This window comes from Paenarthrobacter sp. AMU7, assembly GCF_041200195.1.
Lineage (GTDB): Bacteria > Actinomycetota > Actinomycetes > Actinomycetales > Micrococcaceae > Arthrobacter.
In genome coordinates this window covers 1-25,826 of sequence record NZ_CP165735.1, presented here as the reverse complement: position 1 = coordinate 25,826, position 25,826 = coordinate 1, and the positions used below count along the sequence as shown (strand labels likewise).

Sequence of the window (25,826 nt, the reverse complement as noted above, 5' to 3'; positions counted from 1 at the left end):
GCGAGGAACGAGCTAGCACGCGGAGGGCGGCGGTCGCTGCCGACCGCCGCAGCCCCGCCACTTACTGCTTGATCAGCGGGCTCAGTTTGGCCGCGCGTTCGGCCGCTCCGGCCATCCCCAAGGACTCCAACCAGTTGCCGAGCATCTGGTACCCGCCTTCTGTGAGGACCGATTCCGGGTGGAACTGGACACCGCAAAGAGGTGCGGTCTTGTGCTGCAAGCCCATCACTACGCCGTTGGTGGTTTCGGCAGTGATCTCCAGGACATCCGGGATGGAATCGCGAACCGCAGCGAGTGAGTGGTAGCGCGTTGCCGTCACGGGCGAGGGGAGCCCGGCGAAAACGCTCTTACCTTCATGACTGACGGGGGACGTCTTGCCGTGCATGAGTTCAGGGGCATGGGTCACCACCCCGCCGTACGCCTCGGCCAGGGCCTGGTGTCCCAGGCAGACGCCGAACATCGGTTTGCTGTTGTCGCCGCACCACTTGATGAGCTCGATGCAGACGCCGGCTTCGGCCGGGGTTCCGGGACCCGGCGAGACGAGGACGCCGTCCCGCGTTGCTGCGAGCTCAGTGGCCTCGGCGAGTGTCACGTCGTCGTTGCGGACCACGGTGGTCTCCGCGCCGAGCTCCTGGAGGTATCCCACCAAGGTGTAGACGAAGCTGTCGTAGTTATCTACTACAAGAATTTTTGTTGTGCTCATGGCTGCTGCACTAAACCAATCGTTGAGTCAGTCAAAGTGGTGAATTGGGAGAACCAGGGGAAGAGGAACTGGACCATCAGTACCAGGGCTGCTGCCACCAATACCAAACAGGTCAGGATCCGCACCCAGACGGGTCCCGGTAGATTACGGAAAATCCACGCGTACATCCGCTACCCCTTTCCTTGGGCCTGGGCTACTTGGGCGGCAATGTCCGACGGCGGTCCTGCTGAGGCCGGTTGCCAGCTTTCCATGACGGAGTAGGCGATGATGCGTTCCTGCGAACCGAAACGCGGGTTGCAACTGGTCATGGTAAGGATTCTCTCCTCAGGCGCGACGCCCTTCTGGGTAGGCACGGGCAGCAATACATCAGTGCGGTTGGGAAGCACGATCTGGTTGTTGCGGAAGACGTAGGTGTAGTACCCGTCAGCGGTCTGAACGTAGATCTTGTCCCCGGGAACCAGGGTGTGGATGCTGTCCAGGACCGCTCCGTGTGTCTGCCGATGGCCGGCCACCGCAAAGTTCCCGATTGCGCCGGGCATGCTGGTGATTCCGTAGTGTCCCAAGCCCAGCGTGTCCAGAACGTCCGCGCCGGTTCCTTCGATGATGGGACGGGTGTAGTCGGCACCGAAACGCGGAATGTACATGATCCCGATCGTTTCCCCGTTGGCAGGGGCTGTTCCCACGACTGGATCCCCGTAGTCCGCCGGGGTCGCGGACTCCGATGGAGTAACGGGCCCTGTGAGTTGCTGGGCGAAGTTCTGGATGGCTTCCGCCTGTTTGGCGTCTGCCTCAACGTTGGTCCACCACAGTTGCCAGCCCACAAACAGCAGCAGGACGACACCGGCCGTGATGAGGAGTTCACCCAGGATCTGGCTGAGTTTTCGGATGACGTCCGAAGCGCGGAGGCGCGTCCGGGGAGTTTCTTCCTGCCCGCGGCGCCCGGACGGCACGGCAGAAGTTGCCGTCGTCTGCTGATGCGTCACAGCGTCTCCTCGGATAGGGCGCGGGCGCGGCGGGCGGACCCCGAGTTGCGGCTAGACTTGACAGCTAGAACCAACCCGGAACGCCGCGTGGCCGTTAACCGCTGGAATTTTCCTTCCTGCAGGATATCAAGGCTGGCTGGAACGGGTACCAACGTACAGCCAAGGAGGATCCGTGCCCGAGTCCAAGCCCCGCAAGCGGCCTGCCCGTCAGGACCAGCAGGCTTCCGCAGCGCAGCAGTACAAGCCGAACCCGGTTTGGTACAAAGCCGTCATGTTCGGGCTCATGATCCTCGGCCTCCTCTGGATCATCACCTTTTACATCACCGAGGGACAATTCCCGGTCCGGGACTGGGCCTCATGGAACATCGTGGCCGGCTTCGGAATTGCCATTGTGGGCTTCCTGATGACCACGCGCTGGCGCTCCTAGGAAAGCCGCACCTCACATTTCCGTGCCCGTAGACGTCTACAAGGTATGAGCATCCGGCACACCACCATGGATTCCCCGTTGGGGCAGTTGACGCTGACTGCCCGCGGGGAATTTTTGACGGGCATCTTCTACGAGGGCCACTGGCATATGCCTCCGCCCGACTACTTCGGGGTTCCTGTTGGGCTCGAGGATCCTGTGTTCACCCGGGTCCGGCACGAACTGGACGAATACCTGAGTGGCCACCGCACCGTTTTTGACGTAGCGCATGAGGCACGCGGGAACCCCTTCCAGGAAAAGGTATGGACACGCCTAAAAGACATTCCTTTCGGAGAGACCGTCAGTTACGGCGAGTTGGCGGCTGAGTTGGGCGATCCTCATCTGGCCCAGGCCGTGGGCTCCGCCGTCGGCCGGAATCCCATCAGCATCATCATTCCGTGCCACCGCGTGGTGGGACGCAAGGGCCAACTGACCGGGTATGCCGGTGGCCTCCGGAACAAACGCTTCCTTCTTGAACTGGAAGAACCGGCGGCTGTGAAAGAAGGAAAACTTTTCTGATGGGGCTTCGGCAAGCGATCGGCAAAAAACCCTTCGAATCGGTAGTGCACGAACAGGGGGCCACCGTCCTCCGGGTGTGCCGTGCGGTCCTGGGCGTGCACGACGCCGACGACGCCTGGTCAGATACCTTCCTCGCTGCCCTCCAGGCCTATCCTGACCTCCCGCACGACGCCAACGTGCAGGCCTGGCTTGTCACCATAGCGCACCGAAAATGCATCGATCACCTGCGCGCCGGCAACCGTCGGGCCGTCCCGGTGGATTCCCCGCCCGAGCATGCGTCGCACCTTGGTATTCCCGGTGGGGACCACATCGAGTTACTGGACGCGGTGGCCCATCTTCCACCCAAACAACGGCAAGCCGTGGCGTATCACTACCTGGCTGGACTTCCCTATAAGGACGTAGCCGCACTCCTGGGAGGTACTCCTGAGGCTGCAAGACGCGCAGGGACTGACGGCGTCAAAGCCCTCCGCAGCGTGCTGGTTGACCTTCCGGCGCTGGCACATTCACTTTCGAAGGGAGAAATCCGATGACCCTTGAATCAAGCCCCGACCACGCGGACGTGTTGTCGCTCCTGGAACCCCTCGACGCCGGCCTGGAACCCGCCCTTACGAGCCTGCGCGCCCGGCTTGCCCGCGATGCCCAACTGACCCACACCCTGGACGTGGCTTACAGAGTGGTGGATTCCCCTGTGGGGAAACTCCTCTTGGCTGCCACCGACCGGGGAATCGTACGGGTGGCCTTTGAGGTGGAAAACCACACCGAAGTCCTGCAGCGCTTGTCCGACACCATCAGTCCCCGCATTCTTCAGGCACCGGCACGGTTGGACAGTGCTGCGCGGCAACTCGAGGAGTATTTTGGCGGCACCCGGACAGAGTTCGATCTCACCGTGGACTTCCGACTGTCCCGCGGGTTCCGGCTGAATGTGCTGCAGCACCTGCCCCGGATTGCCTATGGTCGGACCGAAAGCTACGCGGACGTTGCTTTGGCTGCGGGCAGCCCCAATGCGGTCCGGGCTGTTGGAACTGCCTGTGCCACCAACCCGATTCCCGTCATCATCCCCTGCCATCGTGTAGTGAAGTCGGATGGCAGCTTCGGCGGCTACCTCGGGGGACCGGAGGCAAAACGCGCGCTGCTGACTTTGGAGGCAGCAGCGTGAGCGATGACGCCTTGTTTCCGTTGGAGCTGGTGCAGCCTGAAACGCACGACGCCGGACCCCGGCTGATTGCCCCGGGTGCGGTCCATATCCCCGGCTGGCTCAACGCCGAGCAGCAGCGGTGGATTGTGGGGCGCTTTGTCGAATGGACCCAAGGTCCGGTGCCTTTGCGGGCTGCAACACTTCCGGGCGGCCGCCGGATGTCGGTCCGTACCGTGTGCCTTGGGTGGCATTGGCAACCGTACAAGTACACGCGGGAAGCCACCGACGTCAACGGCCGTCCCGTGCTCGATTTCCCGGACTGGATGGTTCGTTTGGGACGGAAGGCTGTAGCGGATGCCTACGCGTCCGGAGCCGACCCGGAAGGGTCAGTGACCGATCTTGCCTCGAACTACACGCCCGACGCCGCACTGGTGAACTTCTACGACGACGGCGCAGCCATGGGTATGCATCAGGACAAAGACGAACGCTCGGGGGCACCCGTAGTGTCCCTCAGCATCGGCGAGGCCTGCCTCTTCCGCTTTGGCAATACCAAGACCCGAACCAAGCCGTATACGGATGTGAAACTCCACTCCGGAGACCTGTTTGTCTTCGGTGGGCCATCCAGGTTTGCCTATCACGGCATTCCCAAAGTCTTTCCCGGAACTGCTCCCGCGGACTGCGGCCTGTCGCACGGACGGATCAACATCACCATGAGGGTAACTGGAATGTCTTGAGGCGATGAATGTCAGGGCCACCCGGCAGAATGTCCCCAGACGCCACAACAACTGGCCGCGGGTTCCAGGAGCCCCGGCAGCGGAGGAGCATGAATGAGCCCGGACAACGGCACAGTCGTCGGTGAGGACGGCCTTGCCCGCCCCCTGTGGGCTGCATCGGACCCGCTCATGCAGGCTTACTACGATCACGAGTGGGGAATGCCTGTCCGCGATGAGCAAGGCATGTACGAACGCATCAGTCTGGAGGCCTTCCAAGCGGGCCTGTCATGGGCCACCATTCTCCGGAAACGGGAAGCATTCCGGACTGCGTTCCTGGACTTCCACCCGGACAGCGTCGCCGCCTTCACAGATGAGGACGTCGAACGGCTGATGCTGGATGCCGGGATTGTCCGCAACCGCCTCAAGATCCGTGCAGCCATCACCAATGCCAAGGCCACTATTGCCCTGCGCGAAGAGGGAGGGCTGGTGGACTTTGTATGGTCTTTCCAGCCACCCACCACCCCGGCTCCCCGTACCTATGCGGACATTCCCACAACATCTCCTGAGTCAGTCGCACTCTCCAAAGCACTCCGGAAGAAGGGCTTCGCCTTCGTTGGGCCCACCACCATGTATGCCCTCATGGAAGCAATCGGCATCATTGACACCCATCTAATGGACAGTCATCGCCGTGGGTCGTCGGGAGTATGGGCCTGATCCATCGGCTCAGCGTGGGTGTGATTCCCGTGAGGCAACCCCCGCAACCCCCAGCCCTTGTCCACAGAAGTGCGCAACTTTATCCACAGGCGTGGATAAACTCTGTGGACATCCATGGAAATCGGCCATGGATCGCTGGGCTGGCGCCAATTTTGGCCACATTCCGGGTAAGAACAGTTTTACCCACTGTGTACTGGGCTGTGGATAGTGCCCCAAGTTTCACCGAATGTTCAACATCGTAGGATTGCCGGCTTTGCCCTGGGTTGCTTTGGGGGGCACATCGGCGGCACATCGGCTCCGGCCTTCCACAGCCACACTGCCCCGTTGATCACACGGCCGGCAGCAGGGGCCCAAAAAGTTACCCACTTAATAACAGCCACCTACGCACAAGTTATCCACAGGTGGGGAAAACTTGTGGGTTTCTCAGTGGAAATCCCCACGATGACGGGGCTCAGAGCCCTTGGAATGCCCTGAACTACACGAGTGTAAGTTATTAACAATGTTGATAAGCCTGTTGATACACGCAGCTGTGCGACGTAATTAACAGGGTTGTCCACACTGGGCCCATAATCACTCTGTTTGTCCACAGATCCGGGGCCAACGGGGACAAAGTTATCCACAGGTGTGGAGAAATTCATGCCTTTCGGGGGATATCTACCGATCTCACGGCCCCAACAACCGGAAGCGGGTCTAACTACACGCATGTAAGTTACACACAGTGTGGATAACGGTTGTGGATAACATCGCGGACAGCCGCCACTGCCGCTGGGCGTAACGGAGTACACCGACGCGGTGTGGGCTTGGGCGTACCGTGGTGGCATGAAGAGCGACTTCAAGAAACTGATCCCCAGCTACAGCGCCAAGCACGGCGAGTTCTCGGTAGTAACAGTTCCACCGCTGCAGTTCCTGATGATCGACGGCCACGGAGACCCCAACAGCGCCCAGGCCTACAAGGACGCTCTGACCACCCTGTATCCGGTGGCCTACAAGCTGAAGTTCTTCAGTAAGAACGAGCTGAACAAGGATTACGGTGTGATGCCTTTGGAGGCCCTCTGGTGGGCCGATGACATGGAGTCCTTCACCAGCGCCAGGGACAAGTCACAGTGGGACTGGACGTTGATGAACCTGGTTCCGGATTGGATCACGCATGAGCATTTTGATGCAGCACGCGAAGTGGTGGCCAAAAGGGGGGAGGCCCCGGCCTTGGATGAACTCCGATTGGGGCCGTTGGAGGAAGGCATGAGCGTGCAGACGCTCCACATTGGGTCCTACGATGATGAGGCACCCGTGCTTGAGGAGATGCACAACAGGTTCATTCCCGGTCAATCACTGGTTATGACCGGCAAGCACCATGAAATCTATCTTGGCGATCCGCGCCGCACCGCACCGGAGAAACTCAAGACCATCCTGCGGCAGCCGGTGATGCCGGTTGCAGGCTGACGAAGGCTAAACCGGCCGCGGACGGGGAAACCAGCTGACGAGCGGCTATCCGGCAGTGACGCGGAACCACGTGACCACGGCCAACAGGCCAGCCACCAGGATCAGCCCGCCGGCCTGCAGCAGGGCTTGGTTCTTGCCCTTTGGTGCGTAGGCGATAACGGCAGCAGCCAGGCCACCCGTGATCAAGCCACCCAGGTGCGCTTGCCACGCGATGCTGGGAACGAAGAAACCGATGGCTCCATTGATGGCGATCAGGACCCAGAGTTGTTTGGTTTCACCGCCACGGTGGCGTTGCACCACCAGCATGGCTCCGAAGAGGCCGAAGATGGCCCCGGAAGCACCCACAACGGCAACGGGCGGAAACATCGGGGTCAGGGCCAGGTAGCCTACCGATCCGCCGACGGCAGAGATCAGGTACAGAGCGAGGAACCGGATACGCCCGAGCAAAGGCTCAAGGGCTTGTCCGAAGATCCACAGCGTGTACATGTTCAGCACGATATGAAGCAGGAAACCCTGCGAATGCAGGAAGGCCGCGGTGAGCATGCGCCACGGTTGGCTGTCGGCGAAGATATTCGCGAAGGCAAAATTCTGGAAGACCGCATCCCGGGGCACGATCCACTGAAGGACAAAGATCAACAGGCACAAGCCAATGATCACGTACGTCACCAAGGGCTTGCCCACAGCCAGGGCGCCGCCGTACGGCGACCGGTAGACCGGCGTCGTACGTTTTTGTTCGTTGACGCAGTCAACGCATTGGAACCCGACGGCGGCCGCCCGCTGGCACTCGGGGCACGCAGGGCGCCCGCAGCGCTGGCACCGCACATACGAGGGCCTGTCCGGGTGCCTCGGGCACACCGGAATATCAGCGGACGGCTCTGCCGACGGGATTCCGTAACTCATGAGCTCAGGTTCAGAGTCTGGCTAGAGCTGTTCGATGTCGATGCTGTTGATGACGACGTCCTCAACGGGGCGGTCGCCCATGCCGGTGCGGACGGCCTCAATGGCATCCACAACCTTGCGGGATTCCTCGTCCGTGACCTCGCCGAAGATGCTGTGCTTGCCGAAGAGCCAGTCGGTGTTCACGGTGGTGATGAAGAACTGTGATCCGTTGGTGCCCTTGCCCATCTGGATACCAGCGTTGGCCATGGCCAGCTTGTAGGGAGCGTTGAAGGTCAGTTCAGGGTGGATTTCGTCGTCGAACTGGTAGCCCGGTCCGCCAACGCCGCGGCCCAGGGGATCTCCGCCCTGGATCATGAAGTCCTTGATGATGCGGTGGAAGATGGTGCCGTCGTACAGCGGCGTCCCGGTCTTGTCTTCGCCCGTTTCAGGGTGGTTCCAGGACTTTTCGCCCGTGGCCAAGCCAATGAAGTTGGCGACCGTCTTGGGCGCGTGGTTGCCGAAGAGGTCAACCTTGATGTCGCCGAGGGTCGTGTGGATCGTTGCTTTTGCGGTTGCGATGGTCATGGCCCCATTCTTCCATGCAGGGTCAACGCCGTTGCAGTTGTAAAGCCGGTTCCGCGCTCGGTGAAATCCGGGACGAATCGGGCAGATGAATAGCCGGTGTTCCACAAGCGACGTAGGCTAGCAACAAACGAGCATGTGTATCGGGAGGTAGTTGTGAAGAAATCAGACCGTATTGCCCGCGACCTCGAACAATCCGTTGTGGCAGGTGTGGACAACGCCCGCGACTGGGCAGCACCCCGCGTGGAAGCCGCCGTCAACTGGGCTGTTCCGCGTATCCAGCACGGCATTGATACCGCTTCCCCCAAGATCCAAGAGGGGCTGAAGTCCGCTGCGCACAACCTTGCCGACGGCGTTGCTGTTGTTACGCCGCGGATTCAGGATGGATTGGCGCACCTTGCGCCGAAGATCCATGACGTAGTGGAGGACGCAACGCCCAGGATCCAGGAGACGCTCAACAAGGCCACTCCGGCTCTCGGCCACGCGCGGGACAAAGTGGTGGATGAGTACCTGCCCAAGCTGTCCGAGCAATTGGGCCAGGCTTCGGTAGCCGTTCACCACGCGTTGGAGAACGCGCCGGCCCAGGTTGACGCCGTAGCGCAGAAGCTGGTTGATTCCGGCGTTGTGCACAGCGTCCAAGAGCAGGCGCAGGCCACTGGCAAGCAGATCAAGGCAGTGACCGATCAGGCCACCAAGGCCGTTTCCACCGCTTTGGTGAAGGAACAGCCAAAGCCTAAGAAGCGCGGCTGGCTGATCGTGACTGTTATCGCCGCGGCCGCTGCCGCCGGCGTTGCCGCATGGAAAGCTTCCAAGCCGGTGGAGGATCCGTGGAAGACACCTTCCCCGGTTACTCCGACGCCCGCTCCGGTTCCAGCTGCCCCGGCTTCGGCTGATGCCTCAGCCTCAGCAACGGCTGCCGCAGTGACTGAATCCGGCACCAAGGACATCACGCCGGAGGAAGCCGCAGCAGAGGCAGAGCAGGCCACCGAGGATGCTTTCAAGAACGTTGAAGACTCCTCTGCGAAGGTGGCAACCGACGCCAAGACTGCCGTCAAGAACATCGCGGCCAGCTTGCACAAGGACACTGAGGGCTCGGACTCCGACGCCAAGGGTGTACAGAACTAAGCACTGACAAGTGGCCCCTGTCAGGGGCCGGCACGTCAAGCTACTGAAGGGATCCCGGCCGTCGCCGGGATCCCTTCAGTGTTTGCCGGCTTGTAACCCAAGGCTCCGTCCGACGCACTGCCTCGAGTGTTAGATTTGGAGTGATGTCAGCCGATAGACCCTCTGCGGGTGCCCTTCAGGATGGTCCGGTGCCCCCGGGCGTGTCCATCGTCATCCCGGCGTATAACGAGGAAAGCGTCATTCGCCAGTGCCTCATCGCGGCCATCTACCAGTCCGTTCCTGCTGACGAAATCATTGTGGTGGACAACCTTTCCACGGACCGCACAGCCAGGATCGTGCGCCAGATGCAGCAGGAATACCCGGAAAGCCCCATCATTCTCCTGCGCCAGGAAGCCTTCCAGGGCCTGATTCCCACCCGCAATCATGGCCTGAACAGTGCCACGGGCGAGGTAGTGGGACGCATCGATGCAGATTCCGTCCTGGAACCGGACTGGGTTGAACAAGTCCAAAAGGCGTTCACAGACCCGTCGATCGCTGCGGCCACGGGTCCTGTGGTCTATTACGACATGCCCATGCGCCGCTTCGGCCTCAAGGCGGACGACAAAATGCGCCAGCTCATGTTGCGCTTGGCCAAGCACCAATACCATTTCCTCTTTGGCTCCAACATGGCCCTTCGCCGCACCGCCTGGGAGACCATCCGCGACGAAGCGTGCCTGGATCCCAAGGACGAAATGCACGAGGACATTGATCTGTCCCTGCACCTCTTCGAGCACGACCTCAAAGTGCAGTACGTGCCGCAGATGGTGTCCGGGATGTCTGCCCGCCGGCTGGAGGATTCACCCCGCGATTACCGCTACTACGTGCAGCGCTTTGACCGGACGTACAAGGCCCACAACGTCAAAAAGATGGCCCTGAAAGCACCCATGGTGGTGTTCTTCTCGGTGTACTTCCCGGCCAAGATCCTCCGGGCCATCCACACGGCAAACGCCGCACAGGGCGCCCGCCGCGGTGGTGTCTAGGCGCGCAGCGCCGATGACAAGCACCCGACGGCGGATCCTCAGTCCGTGCCCAACTCAGCTTCGCGTCGATCTGCTGCTGGGCGTCCCCGCCGCTGCCCGGCAACAACCACGGCCAGGCCAGCCAGGATCAGTGCCAAGCCCGCATAGGTCCCGGCCGGCAAGGTCTCAGACAGGAAGACGGCAGCCAGGATGGCAGCGCCCGGAATCTCCAGCAGGATGATCATGGACACCAGCAGCGGACTCATCGTGGCCAGCAAGTGGTTGAACGCCGTGTGCCCTACCAGCTGCGCGCAAACGGTGATGGCAATAATGCCAAGCCAGCCGCCGGCGTCGAACCCTGTCAATGGCTGGGCGCTGAACAGTGCCAGCACCGCCACGATCGCTGCGCACATGCCGTAGCAGAGCGTGGTGTAGGTACCCGTTCCCATGGATTGGCGGGCCTTCCCGCCCGCAAGTGTATAGAGACCCGCCAGAGCGCCGCCGGCAATAGCCAACAAGTCTCCGAGCAGGGCCTCCGGCGAGGAACCCATATCGAACCCGGTAATGGCCACCACGCCGCCGAAAGCGATCCCCAGGCCCACCAGCACCGGCCAGCGATGCCGTGTGCCCCGGAACAACTGGAAGACCGCGATCCACGCGGATTGCAGGCACACCAAGGCAGTGGCGGCCGCCACCGAGGTCAGTTCAAGGGCCGTGATGAAGCAAGCGAAGTGGAACGCCAGTGCAACGGCGGCAACAGTGGACCAACCGAAATCCCGACGGGTGATCCTGCCGAATGCTCTCGGCTCGCGGATGGCCACCGGAGCTGCCATCACCACCGCACCGATCGCATTCCGCCAGAAAGCGATAGCCAGTGCCGTCACTGAGGTGGCTCCGAGGGTGCCCGCAATGAGCGGACCGGAGGAGGCAACACCCAGAACACCCAGGGCGGCAATGAGAAAGGTCACGGATCAACACTAGTGGGGCGGGGGAGCGTTCCAGCCCCTATCTGATGCTCCAACAGTGTGGTTGTCTTGACTCAGCATTCCCGTCAGCCGGTGACGGCATACCCAAGGGGTTATCTGATTGAGCGAAGCACCCGTCAAGCGTCGGCGGTCAGTCCTGCTGCTGGTGGCGGCCGGAGTGCTCACAGCCGCCCTGATTATCGCTGGATGGGCCGCTGTTTCACGTGAACGTCCTGACGGAACCCAGGGAAACGGGGGAAACGGGACAGGTGTTCCAAGCATCTTCCCGGTACCGCAGCATGCCCGGACCGCAACCGGCGACCCTGTTCCGTTGACCGGTCATGTGTACGTGGTGGCACCCGCCGGAACCGATCAGGCCTCCACCGCCGCCGTGCAGGACCTCGTGACCGGTGCTGGAGGCACGGCTGAAGTTGTGACGCAGCTTTCCAACCCCCGCGACGGATCATCTGCCATCCACCTTGGCACCGGGTCCGCCATGGGTCCGGCACTCAAGGCTTTGAGCGTGGACGGCGACTCCTCCCTTCGTGATGCCCTTGGACGCGCTGAAGGCTATGCCATTGCTACCGGACAGCCTGACGGGGTTCCGACGGCGGTCCTCGCCGGACGTGATAACGACGGCGTCTTCCACGCCGTGCAGACCCTCCGGCAGTTGCTCAAGGCCGGCTCTGTGGCCCCGGTCCTGGTCAGTGACTGGCCGCTGATGCAAACCCGCGGCGTTATTGAGGGCTTCTATGGCACGCCGTGGTCCCACCAGGCCCGTCTGGATGTCATTGAATTTGCGGGCAGTCAGAAGATGAACACCTACATCTACTCGCCCAAGGACGATCCTTTGCTGCGCGACAAGTGGCGCGAGCTGTACACCGACCAGGAGCTCGAGGAGCTGAAGGAACTGATCGACGCTGCTGCCGCCAATCACGTCCGCTTCAGTTATGCCCTTTCGCCAGGGATCGACATTTGTTATTCGCGCGAGGCCGATCTTGAGGACGCAGTGGCGAAGCTTGAATCCCTGTATGCGCTGGGAGTGCGTTCGTACGTGATTCCCTTGGACGACATCGCCACAAAAGTGCAATGCGCGGAAGACCTCCGGGAATTCGGCGCGGGGCAAGCAAACCTGGCGAAGGCACAGGCGTCCTTCCTTAACGACGTGAATGAAAAGTTCATCTCGGCCAAGGACGGGGTCCTCCCGTTGGAAACGGTCCCCACCTTCTATAACGGCTCACCGAGCACTCCGTACAAGCGCGAACTCGGTCAGGCGCTAAACCCCGGAATTGTGGTGCAGTGGACGGGTGAAGAAGTCGTCTCCCACCGGATTACCCGGAAGTCAGCTGAGACAGCGGGCCAGACCTACGGGACACCCGGCGCCTCCCGCAGCATAGTCATCTGGGATAACTATCCGGTCAACGACTTCTCCCAGGACCATCTCTTCCTGGCACCCGTCATCGGCAGGGACGCAGATCTGCACCGGTCCATCCAGGGCATCGTCACCAACCCAATGATCCAGCCCTATCTCTCCCTGCCCGCCATTTTCAACTACGCTGACCTCTCCTGGAACGGCCCCGCCTATGACGCCTCCCAGTCCATGAATGCCGCGTTGGATTTGCTCGCAGGGCCCGATCCTGAGGTCCAAGCTGCCGTACGGGCCTTCGTGGACCTGAATCAGGATTGGCAGGACGACGAACTCACCCCTTCCGCTCCAGAGTTGCGGCACGATATTGACCAGTTCTGGGCGGAGTACGACGCCGGCAGACAACTCTCGGGGGCGTTGAAGGACCGCGCTGGGTTGCTTCAGCGGCTTCCCGGGCTCCTGCCACGGATGGCGGAGCCCGGTTTCGCACAGGACGGCTCTACGTGGGTTGCAGCGGCTGCTGAGTACGGACGAGGCGTGGAGGAGGCCATCACCATGCTGGAGGCGGACAAGCGAGGCGATACAGAGGCCGCAACCGCAGCACGGCTCAAAGTGCAGGGTGCCCTGAAGACCGCTGGGGCCAAGACACAGCCCACCCTGGAGCTGGGTGTGGTGACTCCCGTCTTGGGGAACAGCGAGCTGGCAGCGTTCCTTGAGCGAGCCTTGCAGCAGGTTCCGGCTGGCTGAGTTCCCCCTTGGTGCCGCGGGCATTCGTTGATGACACGCACATTCGCTGGTGCCGCCCGGAAATGCGTGGCAATGGTGGAAGCGCGCGGCGTGGGCGCGGCAAGGTGGCACCGGCCTTGTTGGGTGTTGGCGGGGTTACGGAGTTAAAAGCAAAAGTCCCGGTCATTTCTGACCGGGACTTTTCTTATGGTGGAGGCACGGGGACTCGAACCCCGAACCCCCTGCTTGCAAAGCAGGTGCGCTACCAATTGCGCCATGCCCCCATAAGAAGCAACCCGTCAATCATACCCCATGTCCAGGCTGGTATTTACCAGCTCGGACCGGGCTCCTCGGCTAGTCGACCGTGTCGGTTGACTTGCTCCAGACATCCTTCCGGGCTTCGGATTCCTGCGCCTTTTTATAGACCAGGAGACCTGCGACTGCCGCTGCTACAACTACCAGCAACTTCTTCACAAGTACCTCATTCCGGTTCAGTTTTACCTGAACCTCTTTCGGTTCCGTGGGCGTACCAGGACTTGAACCTGGGACCTCTTCGTTATCAGCGAAGCGCTCTAACCGCCTGAGCTATACGCCCCGATGCCTCATCGGGCCGAGATATGACTGTACAGCACATCCCGGCCCGATCTCAAATCGAGGCATTTCCGCGCGGAAATTCTGCCAATTTCGGCGTATTTCCGCGGGTTTTTCTTAGTCGTCGGTCAAAGTGACGCCGACGCCACCAACCAACGTTGCGGAAATGTTATACAGCACTGCGGAAAGCATGGAGAGTGCGGTCAGCAGGACCACGTTCACCACGGCAATGATGGTGGCGAAGGATGCCACCTGGCCGAGGGACGCAATCTTCTTCAGTTCAAAACCGCTGCCTTCGGATCCTGCCAGGGTCCCCAGGAGGCTATCAACCTGGTTGAAGATCCCTGTGAGATCCAACACAGTCCACAGCACGATGGCAGCCACCACTGTGACGATGCCCAACGCAACGGACAAGAGGAACGCCATCTTCAGGACAGACCAGGGATCCACCTTGCTGACCAGCAAACGAGCGCGGCGGACCTTGGCCTTGGGAGCAGGCTTCACCAAGCCGGGGGCACCCTGGGCGGGGCGCTGACCTGACTGGGCAGGGCGCTGTCCGGGCTGTGCCGGGCGTTGTCCCGGAGCGCCTGCAGGACGCTGGGTTGCCTGGGCCGGCCGTTGTCCGGGAGCCCCGGAGGGCCGCTGCGCGGAGTTGGTGCCAGTTGCTGGGCGTGCGCCGGCGGCGCCGGTTCCAGCAGCCCCGGTTCCTGGACGCTGTTGGGGCCGCGCAGGCGTTCCTGCTTGGGCGCTGCCCGAGGGCTGCCGGAGTCCGCCGGGGACACCTGTGCTCGGCTTGGGATATGAGTCGGAATTACTCACTCGTTACCTCCGGTGTTGTCTTCGTTCAGCTCCGCGCCCGTTTCGGTTTCCGGGTCTGCGTCGTTTTCCGTTTCGGCCGTCACGGTCGCCTCAGGGGCGCCGTCGTTTGCAGCCAACGTTACGTCATCGTCGAGTCCGTCTTCTGACTCTTCGACTTCCAAGCCGCGTTCGCTGTTGCGCGCAACCTCAATAATGCGGTCATTCTTGTCCGGTTTGGCGAAGATGACACCCATGGTGTCACGGCCCTTGGCCGGCACGCCGGTGACAGCCGAGCGGACCACCTTGCCGCCCTCCATGACCACCAGGACTTCGTCCTCTTCCTGCACGATCAAGGCACCCACAAGGTCACCGCGGTCTTCGGCAAGCTTGGCAACCTTGATGCCCAGGCCGCCACGGCCCTGCAAGCGGTATTCGTCCACGGCGGTCCGCTTGGCGTAGCCGCCCTCGGTCACGATGAAGACGAAGGAACCGTCCTGGACGACGTCTGCAGCAAGCAATTCGTCGTCTTCACGGAACTTCATACCGGTCACACCGGACGTAGCGCGGCCCATGGGACGCAGTGCGTCATCGGTGGCCGTGAACCGGATGGACTGGCCCTTGCGCGACACCAGGAGGAGGTCGTCGGTCTCGCTGACCAGCTGGGCGGAAACCAGCTCGTCCTCGTCGCGCAGGTTGATGGCGATGACGCCGGCCGTGCGGTTGGTGTCGTAGTCTTCGAGCCTCGTCTTCTTAACCAGGCCGTTCTTGGTGGCGAGCACCAAGTAGGGGGCCTGCTGGTAGTCCCGGAGGTCCAGGACCTGGGCGATGTGCTCATCAGGCTGGAAAGCCAGCAGGTTGGCCACGTGCTGGCCCTTGGCGTCACGTCCAGCTTCTGCGAGCTCGTAGGCCTTGGCACGGTAGACGCGGCCCAGGTTGGTGAAGAACAGCAGCCAGTGGTGGGTGGTGGTGACGAAGAAGTGTTCCACGACGTCGTCGCCACGCAGTTGTGCACCCTTGATGCCCTTGCCACCGCGCTGCTGGGAACGGTAGTTGTCGCTGCGGGTGCGCTTGACGTAGCCGCCGCGCGTAATGGTGACAACCATTTCCTCTTCGGGGATCAAGTCCTCCATGGACATGTCGCCGTCGAAGCCCATCAGGATGTGCGTGCGGCGGTCATCGCCATGCTTGGCCACGATCTCCGCGAGTTCTTCGCTGATGATTTGGCGCTGCCGCTCCTCCGAAGCGAGGATCGAGTTGTATTCCTCGATCATCGACTCGAGCTCGGAGTGGCGGTCCTGGATCTTCTGTCGTTCCAGGGCGGCCAGTCGCCGGAGCTGCATGTCCAGGATGGCACGCGCCTGGAGTTCGTCGATCTCGAGGAGCTCCATGAGGCCTTCACGGGCAGCCTCTGTGGTGTTGGACGCGCGGATGAGGGCAATGACCTCATCCAGCATGTCCAGTGCCTTGAGGAGCGCGCGCAGGATGTGCGCTTCTTCCTCGGCCTTGCGCAGGCGGTAACGGGTGCGGCGTGCAATGACGTCCATCTGGTGCGCAACCCAGTGACGGATGAAGGCGTCAAGGCTCAAGGTGCGCGGAACGCCGTCGACAATTGCCAGCATGTTCGCCGAGAAGTTGTCCTGCAACTGCGTGTGCTTGTAAAGGTTGTTCAGGACCACCTTGGCCACCGCATCGCGCTTGAGCACGATCACCAGGCGCTGGCCGGTACGGCCGGAGGTTTCATCGCGGAGGTCCGCAATGCCTGAAATCTTGCCGTCCTTGACCAGTTCGGCAATCTTGATGGCCAGGTTGTCCGGGTTGGCCTGGTACGGCAGCTCGGTCACCACCAGGCAGGTACGGCCCTGGAGTTCCTCGACGTTGACCACGGCGCGCATCGTGATGGAGCCGCGGCCGGTACGGTAGGCGTCTTCGATGCCCTTGTGGCCCAGGATGGTGGCACCCGTGGGGAAGTCGGGGCCCTTGATGCGCAGCAACAGAGCCTCAAGAAGCTCTTCCCGCGTGGCTGTGGGGTTCTCGAGAGCCCACTGCACGCCGTCGGCAACCTCTCGCAGGTTGTGCGGCGGAATGTTGGTGGCCATGCCGACGGCGATGCCGGAAGAGCCGTTGACCAGCAAGTTGGGGAAGCGCGCCGGCAGGATGGTGGGTTCCTGGTTCTTGCCGTCGTAGTTGTCCTGGAAGTCGACGGTTTCCTCGTCAATGTCCCGGACCATTTCCATGGCTAGCTGTGCCATCTTGGTTTCGGTGTACCGCGGTGCAGCAGCGCCATCGTTGCCCGGTGAACCGAAGTTGCCCTGGCCAAGTGCCAGCGGGTACCGCATGGTCCAGTCCTGGATCAGGCGCACCAAGGCATCGTAGATCGCCATGTCACCGTGCGGGTGATAGGTACCCATGACGTCGCCAACCACGCGGGCGCACTTGTTGAACGAGCGGTCGGGGCGGTAACCGCCGTCGAACATTGCGTACAGAACGCGGCGGTGCACCGGCTTCAGGCCATCGCGGACGTCCGGGAGGGCGCGGCCGACGATAACGGCCATGGCGTAATCGAGGTAGGACCGCTGCATCTCTGTCTGCAGGTCCACCTGCTCCACGCGGTCTGTCAGCACATCGCCCTCAAGAACTACGTCGTCGGCAGTGGATTCCGCCGGGACTTCGGGAGTTTCGTCACTCATAATCTAAGGTTTCCGTTTCAGGTATATGTCAGTTCAAGAATATTCAGGTGCCCTTGTGGAGCCCTAGATATCGAGGAACCTGACGTCCTTGGCGTTCTGCTGGATGAAGTTACGGCGCGATTCAACGTCCTCGCCCATCAGGACGGAGAAGGTCTGGTCGGCAGCCAGGGCATCATCCATGGTGACCTGCAGCAGCGTGCGGCGATCCGGATCCATGGTGGTGTCCCACAGCTCGGTATAGTCCATTTCGCCGAGACCCTTGTAGCGCTGGATGCCGTTGTCCTTGGGGAGCCTCTTGTTCATGGAAGCACCCTTGCGGATGGTCTCATCACGTTCGCGGTCACTGTAAACGTAGTCGTGAGCTGCGTTGGACCACTTGATCCTGTACAGCGGCGGCTGGGCCAGGTAGACATAGCCGTTTTCGATCAGCGGGCGCATATAGCGGAACAACAGCGTCATCAGAAGGGTGGTGATGTGCTGGCCATCAACGTCAGCATCGGCCATCAAAACAATCTTGTGATAGCGCAGCTTGGAAATATCGAAGTCTTCGCCAATGCCCGTTCCGAAGGCGGTGATCATGGACTGGACTTCAGCGTTGCCGAGGGCCTTGTCCAAGCGGGCACGCTCGACATTCAGGATCTTGCCGCGCAATGGCAGGATGGCCTGGGTTTCCGGGTTGCGGCCGCGCTTGGCCGAACCACCTGCGGAGTCACCCTCCACCAGGTACACCTCGCAACGTGAAGGATCCTTGGAGGAGCAGTCGGAAAGCTTTCCGGGCATGCCGAACGATTCCAGCGGGCTCTTCCGGCGGGCGTTATCACGGGCTTTGCGTGCTGCCATGCGTGCCTGGGCAGCCGAGATAGCCTTGCGGATCACGTCGCGGGCGGGACCGGGGTTGCGCTCCAGCCAGTCACCCAGCTGATCCGTGACAACGCGCTGGACAAAGCCCTTGACCTCAGAGTTGCCCAGCTTGGTCTTGGTCTGGCCTTCGAACTGTGGCTCGGAAAGCTTGACGGAAATAACGGCAGTCAGGCCTTCACGGATGTCATCACCTGTGAGGTTGTCTTCCTTCTCCTTGATGATGCTCTTTTCCCGCGCGTACCGGTTGATGAGCGACGTCATCGCGGCGCGGAAACCCTCTTCGTGCGTTCCGCCCTCATGGGTATTGATGGTGTTCGCGTAGGTGTGGACGCTCTCGGAATACGCGGTGGTCCACTGCATGGCTACCTCCACGGCGATATGCCGTTCGGTGTCCTCGGTTTCGAAAGCGATGACGTCCTCGTGGACAATCTCGACCTTCTTGTTCGAGTTCAAGTGCTTGACGTAGTCCAGCAGGCCGTCCGGGTACTGGTACACCACAGTGCGGTGCTCGGCGGCGACTTCGCCTTCGGTGGCAACGGCGTCGAGATCCAGATCATCATCGCCGTCACGGGACACCGGACGCTCATCGGTCAGCGTGATGCGCAGGCCCTTGTTGAGGAAGGCCATCTGCTGGAAACGGGCCCGGAGTGTTTCAAAATCGAACTCGGTGGACTCGAAGATGGTGCCATCCGGGTAAAACGTCTGGGACGTTCCGGTAACGTCAGTGGCCTCACCCTTGACGAGTTCGCCTTGGGGCTTGCCTCCGTCAGCGAAGGTCATGCGCCATACGTGGCCCTGGCGGCGGACTTCCGTGTCCACACGGCGGGACAAAGCGTTCACCACGGAGATACCCACACCATGGAGGCCGCCGGAAACAGCGTAGCCGCCGCCTCCGAACTTACCGCCGGCGTGAAGGATTGTCATGACCACTTCAACCGTCGGCTTGCCTTCGGTCGGGTGAATGTCCACGGGGATACCACGGCCGTCATCTACGACGCGAACGCCGCCGTCGGCGCGTAGGGTGATCTCGATGTGGCTGCAATACCCGGCCAGTGCCTCGTCAACAGAGTTGTCCACCACTTCATAGACCAGGTGGTGCAGGCCGCGGGGACCAGTGGATCCGATATACATACCGGGGCGTTTGCGCACCGCTTCGAGGCCCTCCAGCACGGTGATGTCGCTGGCACCGTACTCCCTGGGCGCCTCTGCGGGCGTATCAGGCTTGGGAACAGTCTCCTCTTCGGGCTCTACTGCCAAGGTCTCTGCATTGTCGTTAGCCACAGGCGCTTTCGACTCCTCTGTACTCGATGTCGGCCGTTCCCGGTGGTGTCCGCGGCGAACCGCAGCCGTCAACGGGCACGTGACTGATTGCGCCGATTACTCCGACGAAAGGGGTCCCCATGCCACAAGAGTGGATCCAGGACCCCGACGACGTTTCACCGGCGCTCAGTGATCTACGCCAATTCTATCGTGGAAACCCGCGAATCCTTGCAAATACGGGGGCAACCGAGAGCTGAATATGGCCATAGGAGGCCGCTGGCCCTATCTGCAATGGCCCTACGGTGGTCCCGATGGGGGCCTATACGACTCCGGGGCGTTGAATCGCCCTGCACGCCGTTTAGCCGTAAGTATCGCGCGGGCCGCGACCATTGACGCTGCGCCCGCCTTTACGCCAACTTGGAGCCGAAGGACCCAGGACCTGGATGCTGGTCACCACTCCTTCACCCAGTTCATTGCGGAACATCTCCAGGAGGCTCGTGCTGAGCAGGCGGAGTTGCGTCGCCCACGCCGTGGAATCGCAGCGAACGTGGAGCGTAGTGTCAGTGAAACTCTCCGGCGTGCAGTGGGCGGAAATATCCGTCCCAACAAGTGTCTCCCACTCCGCCATTACGGATCCAACAGCCACAGGGGACGTCCATCCGCGCTCAGCCACCAAGCGGCCCACCACATTGCCGAGTCCCAAAGGATCCCGGCCGCTGCCGTGGAATTTCGCAAAACCCCTGGTATCCCGGATTCCCTTGCGCTGGGGGGCAGACCCTGGCCGGGGTGCGCGCTGCCGTACTTCGCCGCGTGCAGCCGCGGCCTCGCGCATTCGGTTCAACGCCGCCTGGGCAGCATCAATCTCATCCGGATCGCGACCGGGTTGAAGACCGTCGCGGCTATCCTTCGCCATCGATGCCTCCCGGAACAACGGTTACGCGCCGTCCGGCCAGCTCCTCGGGGATATCGGCATCGACGGCGGCAGTCACCAGCACTTGCTCGGCACCGGCCACTATTGCAGCCAGTTTACGCCGCCGCTGGACGTCAAGCTCAGCGAAAACATCGTCCAGAATGAGGATCGGAGCGGTTCCACCCGTACGGGCGTCATCCAACATCACGTAGTAGGAAGCAAGGCGCAGGGACAAGCACATGGACCAGGTTTCACCATGGGACGCATAACCCTTGGCTGGAGCCTGGCCCAACACCAGTTCCAGTTCATCGCGGTGCGGACCCACCAGGGAGATGCCGCGTTCCAGTTCCTTTTTCCGCGATGCTGCGAAAGCCTGGATGTAGCGTTCGGTGAGTTCATCCACGGACAGCAGCCGGAGGTCGTCAACCGACGCCGAAGGTTCCGTACCGTGGTCGGCTGGACCGCCGTCGTCGTCCAGGACGCCCTGGATGGTTGAGCGGTAGACCGCCCCCGCCTCTTTGGATCCATCGGTAAGCTGCGCATAGGCGCTGTTCAGGTGGGGCCGCAAACGTTCCACCAGTTCCAGACGGGCGTGGAGCAGTTCGGCGCCGGCCCGGGCCATATGCTGGTCCCAAACATCCAGGGTTGCTTCATGACCCCCCGAGAATTTTCCCGCCCGGGCGGATTTCAGCAGGGCGTTGCGCTGCTTCAGGACGCGGTCATAGTCGCTTCGCGTGGCAGCATGCCGTGGCACGAGGCTGACCAGCAGCTCATCCAGGAAACGGCGGCGATTCGAGGGATCGCCCTTGACCAGAGCCAAGTCCTCCGGCGCAAACAACACCGTATGGCAGATCCCCAGAATGTCCCTGGCCCGCACCGGGTTTCCGCGGTTGATACGGCCCCGGTTGGCCCGCCCGGCGTTGATTTCCAGTTCGAGAACCGTGGATTGTTCCCCGCGGACCAGCTTGGCGCGGATCATGGCGCGTTCCGCACCGAACCGGAGCAAAGGCGCGTCCGTGCTGACGCGGTGGGAGCTCAGCGTCGCCAAATATCCAATGGCTTCCATGAGGTTGGTCTTGCCGATTCCATTGGATCCCACAAGGACAGTCACGCCAGGGCCGAGTTTCAGGTCAACCTGGGCATAGCTGCGGAAATCAGTCAGCGAAAGATGTTCGAGGTACACGCCGTTTGCAGGACTCCTGCGGCCTAGTTGGCCGGACGGGTGGCGTGTCCGCCGAACTGGTGACGCAGGGCAGAAACCATCTTCATGGCCGGTGAATTGTCCTCGCGGGAAGCGAACCTCGCGAAAAGCGCCGCAGTAATGGCCGGTGCCGGCACTGCATTGGCGATCGCTTCCTCCACGGTCCAGCGGCCCTCGCCGGAATCCTCGACGTAATCGTCAATCGAAGCCAGGCCTGGATCTTCGTCCAGCGCCTTGACCATGAGGTCCAGGAGCCAGGAGCGGACCACCGTTCCCTTTTGCCAAGCCCGGAAAGTACCAGGGAGGTCCTTCACGATGTCCTTGGCTGCCAGCAGTTCGTAGCCTTCGGCATAGGCCTGCATGAGGCCATACTCGATCCCGTTGTGGACCATTTTTGCGTAGTGGCCGGCGCCAACACCGCCGACGTGGACAAAGCTGTCGGCACGTTCGCCTTCAGGACGCAAGGCGTCGAAAACCGGCATGGCGAGTTCGATGTCTTCATCGGCGCCGCCTGCCATCAGGCCGTAACCGTTCTCGAGGCCCCACACACCTCCGGAAACACCGCAATCGGCAAAACGGATGCCCTTTTCGGCAAGGGCGGCAGCGTGCTTTTGGTCTTCGGTGAAACGTGAATTGCCGCCGTCGATCACCAAGTCACCTGGGCTGAGCTTCTCACCCAGTTCGATCACCACTGCATCGGTGATCGCGCCTGAAGGCACCATGACCCACACCAGACGCGGGCTGGGAAGTGCTGCGATGAGTTCATCCACGGAAGCAACATCAGTGACGTCCGGGTTGCGGTCGAAACCAGTGACCTCGATGCCGCCGTTCCGCATGCGCTGGCGCATGTTGAAACCCATTTTGCCGAGGCCGATCAGACCGATGTGCACAGTGTGAACTCTTTTCTGCGAAGGTGGCGGGTACGTTCCGGTTAGTTGGGAAGGCGAACCGGCATCACGAGGTAGCGGTAGTCGTCCTGGTCGTCGCCATCCGCCTCTGCCTGGGCCGTGATCATAGCCGGCTTGGGGGCGGTGGTGAAGGAGAAGCGAACGTACTTGGTCTCGATAACGCTCAGACCTTCAACGAGGTAATGCGGGTTGAAGGCCACGGTGATGTCTTCGCCGGAAAGCTGTGCCTCGAGCTCCTCGGAAGCCTGGGCGTCCTCGCCGGTACCGGCGTCGAGGTTCAGGAGTCCTTGGGTGAAGGCGAGTCGGACCGGAGTGTTCCGCTCGGCTACCAGGGAAACACGCCGAACGGCTTCAACCAGTTCCTGGGTCTGAACCGTGGCGTGGATGGGTGTGGAATCCGGGAACAGCGAACGGATCTTGGGGTAGTCGCCATCCACCAGGAGTGACGTTGTGGTGCGTCCACCGCTTTCGAAGCCAATGAGCCGGCTGTCGTCGTCTGCAAGGGCGAGGTTGATATCGCCACTGCCGCCGAGGGTCTTGGCTACCTCGTTCAGGGTCTTGGATTTGACCAAGGCGCTGGTGGAAATCCCGGGAGTAACAGGCTTCCAAGGGACTTCGCGCATGGCGAGGCGGTAACGGTCGGTGGCAAGGAGCGTGATGAGGTCGTCCTCGATCTCCATGCGCACGCCGGTCAGGATCGGGAGGGTGTCGTCCTTGCTGGCCGCAATAATCACCTGGGAAACAGCCTGGGCGAAAGCATCGCCGGGCAACGTGCCGCTGATGGTGGGAAGTGCCGGGAGTGCCGGGTACTCAGCCTCGGGCATGGTTGCGAGATGGAAGCTGCTTCGACGGCAAGTGAGAGTCACTTTGCTGCCATCGGTTTCGACTTCCACGGGAGCTGACGGAAGGCTGCGGCAGATATCGGCCAGCAAGCGTCCCGAGACCAAAATGGTGCCCTCAACAGCAATATCTGCCGGAATTTCCAGGCGTGCCGAAGTCTCGTAGTCAAAGCTCGAGAGGCTGACCGTTCCTGCCTCAGCTTTGAGGAGGAGGCCGGAGAGCACGGGTACTGGCGGCCGCGGAGACAACGACCGCGCGGTCCACGTAACGGCTTCTGCCAGGACGTCGCGGTCGACTCTGAACTTCACGGAGGGGTGCCGCCTTTCATTGCTGCTGCCAAGTAGTAGCTGCGGATTCCTGCGTGGAAGCCGCTAAATCTCTGCATTCCGGCACCGGAACCTGCATGGTCCGCACTCAGCGAACTACAAACAGACCCAAGGATGGGAGCGCTGCTGACAGCTTAGCCGGAAGATCCGCGATTAACCCATCCCCGTCGGGCCGGACCCTTCGTATGTGGACAGCCGCAGGCGGCCTTTGGGGTCCGTCTGTGGTCCGCCCCTGGCAGGGCGGGACGGTGGCAGAACGAGATTGTTATTTGAGGGATTTCAATTTTTTGGGATTCGTAGTGTTAATAACTGCTGTGGAAACTGTGGATAACCCGATCCTGCCGCGTCGTTCAGCGGTTAAGCCCTGTTCACTCATTGTGCGTTAACTGGGTTTTAAACAGGGTGTGGATGGGGACAACTCCCAAGCCGGTTTTTAACGATCCACAGGCGGCTTAAGGGTTTTAAGCCCATTAACCGAGCTTGTCCCCTTAAGTATCCACAGGCTTATCCACATGCACCTGTTAATAAGGTATGTAGTAGCGGCCGCGGTGTGGATTTCAGGAGTCGCGCTGCTGCTGTTTGATGCGGTTGGTGAGCTCAGTGACCTGGTTGTAGATCACACGACGTTCCGCCATCAGTTCGCGGATCTTGCGATCAGCGTGGATGACGGTGGTGTGGTCACGGCCGCCGAGCTCCTGCCCGATCTTCGGCAGGGACATGTCCGTCAGTTCACGGCACAGGTACATGGCGATTTGGCGGGCGGTCACCAACGTACGGGTGCGGGACTTGCTGCAGAGCTCTTCCATGCTGAGCTTGAAGTAGTCCGCCGTTTGGTCCAGGATCTGCTTCGCCGTGATCTCCTGGGCGCCGTCGTCAGTGATCAGGTCCTTGAGCACCATCTCAGCCAGGGCTACATCCACCGGTTGGCGGTTGAGGCTGGCGAACGCCGTGACGCGGATCAAAGCCCCCTCGAGTTCCCGGATGTTGCTGGAGATCTTCGAGGCGATGTACTCCAGGGCGTCGTCCGGTGCCGACAAGCCTTCGCTGAGGCCCTTCTTGCGGAGGATGGCAATGCGGGTTTCGAGTTCCGGCGGCTGGATGTCGGTCAGCAGGCCCCACTCGAAGCGGGACGTCATGCGGTCCTCGAAGCCGGCGAGCATCTTTGGCGGCTGGTCCGAGGTGATGACAACCTGCTTGTTGGCATTGTGCAGGGCGTTGAACGTGTGGAAGAACTCCTCCTGCGTCCGGTCCTTGCCCGCCAGGAACTGGATGTCATCGATCAACAGGACATCCACGTTCCGGTACGTGGTCTTGAAGCTGGTGCCTTCGTCGTCCCGGATGGAGTTGATGAAATCGTTGGTGAATTCCTCGGAGTTCACGTAGCGGACCCGGATGCCGCTGTAGAGCCGGCGGGCGTAATGACCAATGGCGTGCAGCAGGTGGGTCTTGCCCAAGCCAGAGTCGCCGTAGATGAACAGCGGGTTGTACGCCTTGGCCGGCGCTTCGGCGACGGCGACGGCGGCCGCGTGCGCAAAGCGGTTCGAGGAACCGATCACGAAAGTATCGAAGATGTACTTCGGGTTCAGGCGGCCGAACTCATGCGAGGTACTGGGCGGAGTGGGCTGGGGCTTCGGCTCGGCGAAGTCGGATACGGCGGAAAGCTCGACGACGGGTTCCGGCTCTGCATGGACCGGCACCAGATCGGTGTCGACGTCGATGGCGCAGCGGATGTCGTCAGAGAAAACGCTGCGAAGGGCATCGTCCAGGGCATCCTTGACCTGGGTCTGCAGGACTTCGCGGGTGAGTTCGTTGGGAACGGCCACCAAGAGTGTGGAACCTATGAGGCCCTGTGCCTGGGCGAGGATGACGAAACCGCGCTGACGGGGTGATACCCGGTCGTCCTGTTCCATGAGGCTCAGCACCCTGCGCCAGGAACTTCCGACAGTGTTGGCGTGGTTGGCTTCGTCTACTGTCATCAATCAGTTCCTAAATACTTGCTTGCCGGCGTTGCTGGCAGCCGAAGTGTCTCCGGCGGCGCTGTTCTGGGCGATAATCCACAGAGTTATACACAGCGGGTGGACATTGGGCTACTGAGCCACTCTAGGGGATGAAATCGCTAGAAGATAGCTGGGA

24 protein-coding genes and 2 tRNA genes are annotated in these 25,826 nt (G+C 61.5%); 10 read left to right on the top strand and 16 right to left on the bottom strand.

Going from position 1 to position 25,826, the window contains the following annotated elements:
- Positions 1-61: 61 nt before the first annotated feature.
- Positions 62-703 (bottom strand): aminodeoxychorismate/anthranilate synthase component II, encoded by a 642-nt coding sequence (locus ABQM86_RS00130; protein ID WP_280625274.1) that lies wholly within the window; start codon positions 701-703, stop codon positions 62-64.
- A 170-nt stretch (positions 704-873) separates the two neighbouring features.
- Positions 874-1,686: a class E sortase gene (locus ABQM86_RS00125; protein WP_369745601.1), complete on the bottom strand. Its 813-nt coding sequence runs from the start codon at positions 1,684-1,686 to the stop codon at positions 874-876.
- A 172-nt stretch (positions 1,687-1,858) separates the two neighbouring features.
- On the opposite strand from ABQM86_RS00125, the gene ABQM86_RS00120 reads away from it, so the two are divergent.
- The 7 genes from ABQM86_RS00120 (at position 1,859) to ABQM86_RS00090 (ending at position 6,670) form a co-directional block, all read left to right on the top strand.
- Entirely contained in the window at positions 1,859-2,113 is a 255-nt protein-coding gene (locus tag ABQM86_RS00120; protein WP_089593065.1) for a cell division protein CrgA, read from the top strand.
- Between the two features lie 45 nt (positions 2,114-2,158).
- Positions 2,159-2,668: a methylated-DNA--[protein]-cysteine S-methyltransferase gene (locus ABQM86_RS00115; RefSeq protein ID WP_280625269.1), complete on the top strand. Its 510-nt coding sequence runs from the start codon at positions 2,159-2,161 to the stop codon at positions 2,666-2,668.
- Positions 2,668-3,198 carry an RNA polymerase sigma factor gene (locus ABQM86_RS00110; protein WP_369745600.1) on the top strand — a complete coding sequence of 177 codons (531 nt, stop codon included), beginning with the start codon at positions 2,668-2,670 and terminating at the stop codon, positions 3,196-3,198. The genes ABQM86_RS00115 and ABQM86_RS00110 overlap by 1 nt, the downstream gene beginning before the upstream one ends.
- The gene (locus ABQM86_RS00105) at positions 3,195-3,824 is read left to right on the top strand and encodes a methylated-DNA--[protein]-cysteine S-methyltransferase (RefSeq protein ID WP_207595596.1); all 630 of its coding nucleotides are present in this window, start codon (positions 3,195-3,197) and stop codon (positions 3,822-3,824) included. Before ABQM86_RS00110 ends, ABQM86_RS00105 begins: the two co-directional genes overlap by 4 nt.
- Positions 3,821-4,537, top strand: a complete 717-nt coding sequence (locus ABQM86_RS00100; RefSeq protein WP_280625264.1) for an alpha-ketoglutarate-dependent dioxygenase AlkB — start codon at positions 3,821-3,823, stop codon at positions 4,535-4,537. The genes ABQM86_RS00105 and ABQM86_RS00100 overlap by 4 nt, the downstream gene beginning before the upstream one ends.
- A 93-nt stretch (positions 4,538-4,630) precedes the next feature.
- The gene (locus tag ABQM86_RS00095; RefSeq protein WP_369745599.1) at positions 4,631-5,230 is read left to right on the top strand and encodes a DNA-3-methyladenine glycosylase I; all 600 of its coding nucleotides are present in this window, start codon (positions 4,631-4,633) and stop codon (positions 5,228-5,230) included.
- A gap of 819 nt (positions 5,231-6,049) precedes the next feature.
- Positions 6,050-6,670 (top strand): GyrI-like domain-containing protein, encoded by a 621-nt coding sequence (locus ABQM86_RS00090; RefSeq protein ID WP_369745598.1) that lies wholly within the window; start codon positions 6,050-6,052, stop codon positions 6,668-6,670.
- A 45-nt stretch (positions 6,671-6,715) separates the two neighbouring features.
- Here ABQM86_RS00090 and ABQM86_RS00085 read toward each other — a convergent pair whose 3' ends face one another.
- A complete protein-coding gene (locus ABQM86_RS00085) occupies positions 6,716-7,570 on the bottom strand; it encodes a rhomboid family intramembrane serine protease (protein ID WP_280625258.1) in 855 nt (284 codons plus the stop codon).
- A 21-nt stretch (positions 7,571-7,591) separates the two neighbouring features.
- On the bottom strand, positions 7,592-8,134 hold the full coding sequence (locus ABQM86_RS00080; protein WP_090822161.1) for a peptidylprolyl isomerase: 543 nt from the start codon (positions 8,132-8,134) through the stop codon (positions 7,592-7,594).
- 153 nt (positions 8,135-8,287) lie between these two features.
- Between ABQM86_RS00080 and ABQM86_RS00075 the strand changes: the two genes are divergently transcribed.
- Positions 8,288-9,256 (top strand): hypothetical protein, encoded by a 969-nt coding sequence (locus ABQM86_RS00075; protein WP_280625253.1) that lies wholly within the window; start codon positions 8,288-8,290, stop codon positions 9,254-9,256.
- A 143-nt stretch (positions 9,257-9,399) separates the two neighbouring features.
- Complete coding sequence (locus tag ABQM86_RS00070; RefSeq protein WP_207595590.1) at positions 9,400-10,275, top strand: glycosyltransferase family 2 protein; 876 nt, start codon at positions 9,400-9,402, stop codon at positions 10,273-10,275.
- Between the two features lie 38 nt (positions 10,276-10,313).
- Here ABQM86_RS00070 and ABQM86_RS00065 read toward each other — a convergent pair whose 3' ends face one another.
- Complete coding sequence (locus ABQM86_RS00065; RefSeq protein WP_337340123.1) at positions 10,314-11,222, bottom strand: DMT family transporter; 909 nt, start codon at positions 11,220-11,222, stop codon at positions 10,314-10,316.
- A 118-nt stretch (positions 11,223-11,340) separates the two neighbouring features.
- Between ABQM86_RS00065 and ABQM86_RS00060 the strand changes: the two genes are divergently transcribed.
- On the top strand, positions 11,341-13,332 hold the full coding sequence (locus ABQM86_RS00060) for a beta-N-acetylglucosaminidase domain-containing protein (protein WP_369745597.1): 1,992 nt from the start codon (positions 11,341-11,343) through the stop codon (positions 13,330-13,332).
- A 187-nt stretch (positions 13,333-13,519) separates the two neighbouring features.
- Here the strand turns inward: ABQM86_RS00060 and ABQM86_RS00055 are convergent.
- The 11 genes from ABQM86_RS00055 to dnaA form a co-directional block, all read right to left on the bottom strand.
- Positions 13,520-13,595: transfer RNA gene (locus ABQM86_RS00055), tRNA-Ala, on the bottom strand.
- A 70-nt stretch (positions 13,596-13,665) separates the two neighbouring features.
- Positions 13,666-13,785: a DLW-39 family protein gene (locus ABQM86_RS00050; protein ID WP_232481486.1), complete on the bottom strand. Its 120-nt coding sequence runs from the start codon at positions 13,783-13,785 to the stop codon at positions 13,666-13,668.
- 47 nt (positions 13,786-13,832) lie between these two features.
- Positions 13,833-13,906: transfer RNA gene (locus ABQM86_RS00045), tRNA-Ile, on the bottom strand.
- A gap of 113 nt (positions 13,907-14,019) precedes the next feature.
- Positions 14,020-14,721 (bottom strand): DUF3566 domain-containing protein, encoded by a 702-nt coding sequence (locus ABQM86_RS00040; RefSeq protein WP_207595587.1) that lies wholly within the window; start codon positions 14,719-14,721, stop codon positions 14,020-14,022.
- On the bottom strand, positions 14,718-17,387 hold the full coding sequence (gyrA, locus tag ABQM86_RS00035) for a DNA gyrase subunit A (RefSeq protein WP_207595586.1): 2,670 nt from the start codon (positions 17,385-17,387) through the stop codon (positions 14,718-14,720). The genes ABQM86_RS00040 and gyrA overlap by 4 nt, the downstream gene beginning before the upstream one ends.
- A 63-nt stretch (positions 17,388-17,450) precedes the next feature.
- Positions 17,451-19,529, bottom strand: coding sequence for a DNA topoisomerase (ATP-hydrolyzing) subunit B (gyrB, locus tag ABQM86_RS00030; RefSeq protein ID WP_089593052.1), 2,079 nt, complete (start codon positions 19,527-19,529; stop codon positions 17,451-17,453).
- Between the two features lie 337 nt (positions 19,530-19,866).
- Positions 19,867-20,421, bottom strand: coding sequence for a DUF721 domain-containing protein (locus tag ABQM86_RS00025; RefSeq protein WP_207595585.1), 555 nt, complete (start codon positions 20,419-20,421; stop codon positions 19,867-19,869).
- Positions 20,408-21,601, bottom strand: a complete 1,194-nt coding sequence (gene recF, locus ABQM86_RS00020; protein WP_369745596.1) for a DNA replication/repair protein RecF — start codon at positions 21,599-21,601, stop codon at positions 20,408-20,410. Before recF ends, ABQM86_RS00025 begins: the two co-directional genes overlap by 14 nt.
- 23 nt (positions 21,602-21,624) lie before the next feature.
- The gene (gene gnd / locus ABQM86_RS00015) at positions 21,625-22,509 is read right to left on the bottom strand and encodes a phosphogluconate dehydrogenase (NAD(+)-dependent, decarboxylating) (RefSeq protein ID WP_369745595.1); all 885 of its coding nucleotides are present in this window, start codon (positions 22,507-22,509) and stop codon (positions 21,625-21,627) included.
- Between the two features lie 41 nt (positions 22,510-22,550).
- Positions 22,551-23,675, bottom strand: coding sequence for a DNA polymerase III subunit beta (dnaN, locus tag ABQM86_RS00010; protein WP_089593048.1), 1,125 nt, complete (start codon positions 23,673-23,675; stop codon positions 22,551-22,553).
- 575 nt (positions 23,676-24,250) lie between these two features.
- Entirely contained in the window at positions 24,251-25,669 is a 1,419-nt protein-coding gene (gene dnaA, locus ABQM86_RS00005) for a chromosomal replication initiator protein DnaA (RefSeq protein ID WP_026541014.1), read from the bottom strand.
- Between the last annotated feature and the right edge of the window lie 157 nt (positions 25,670-25,826).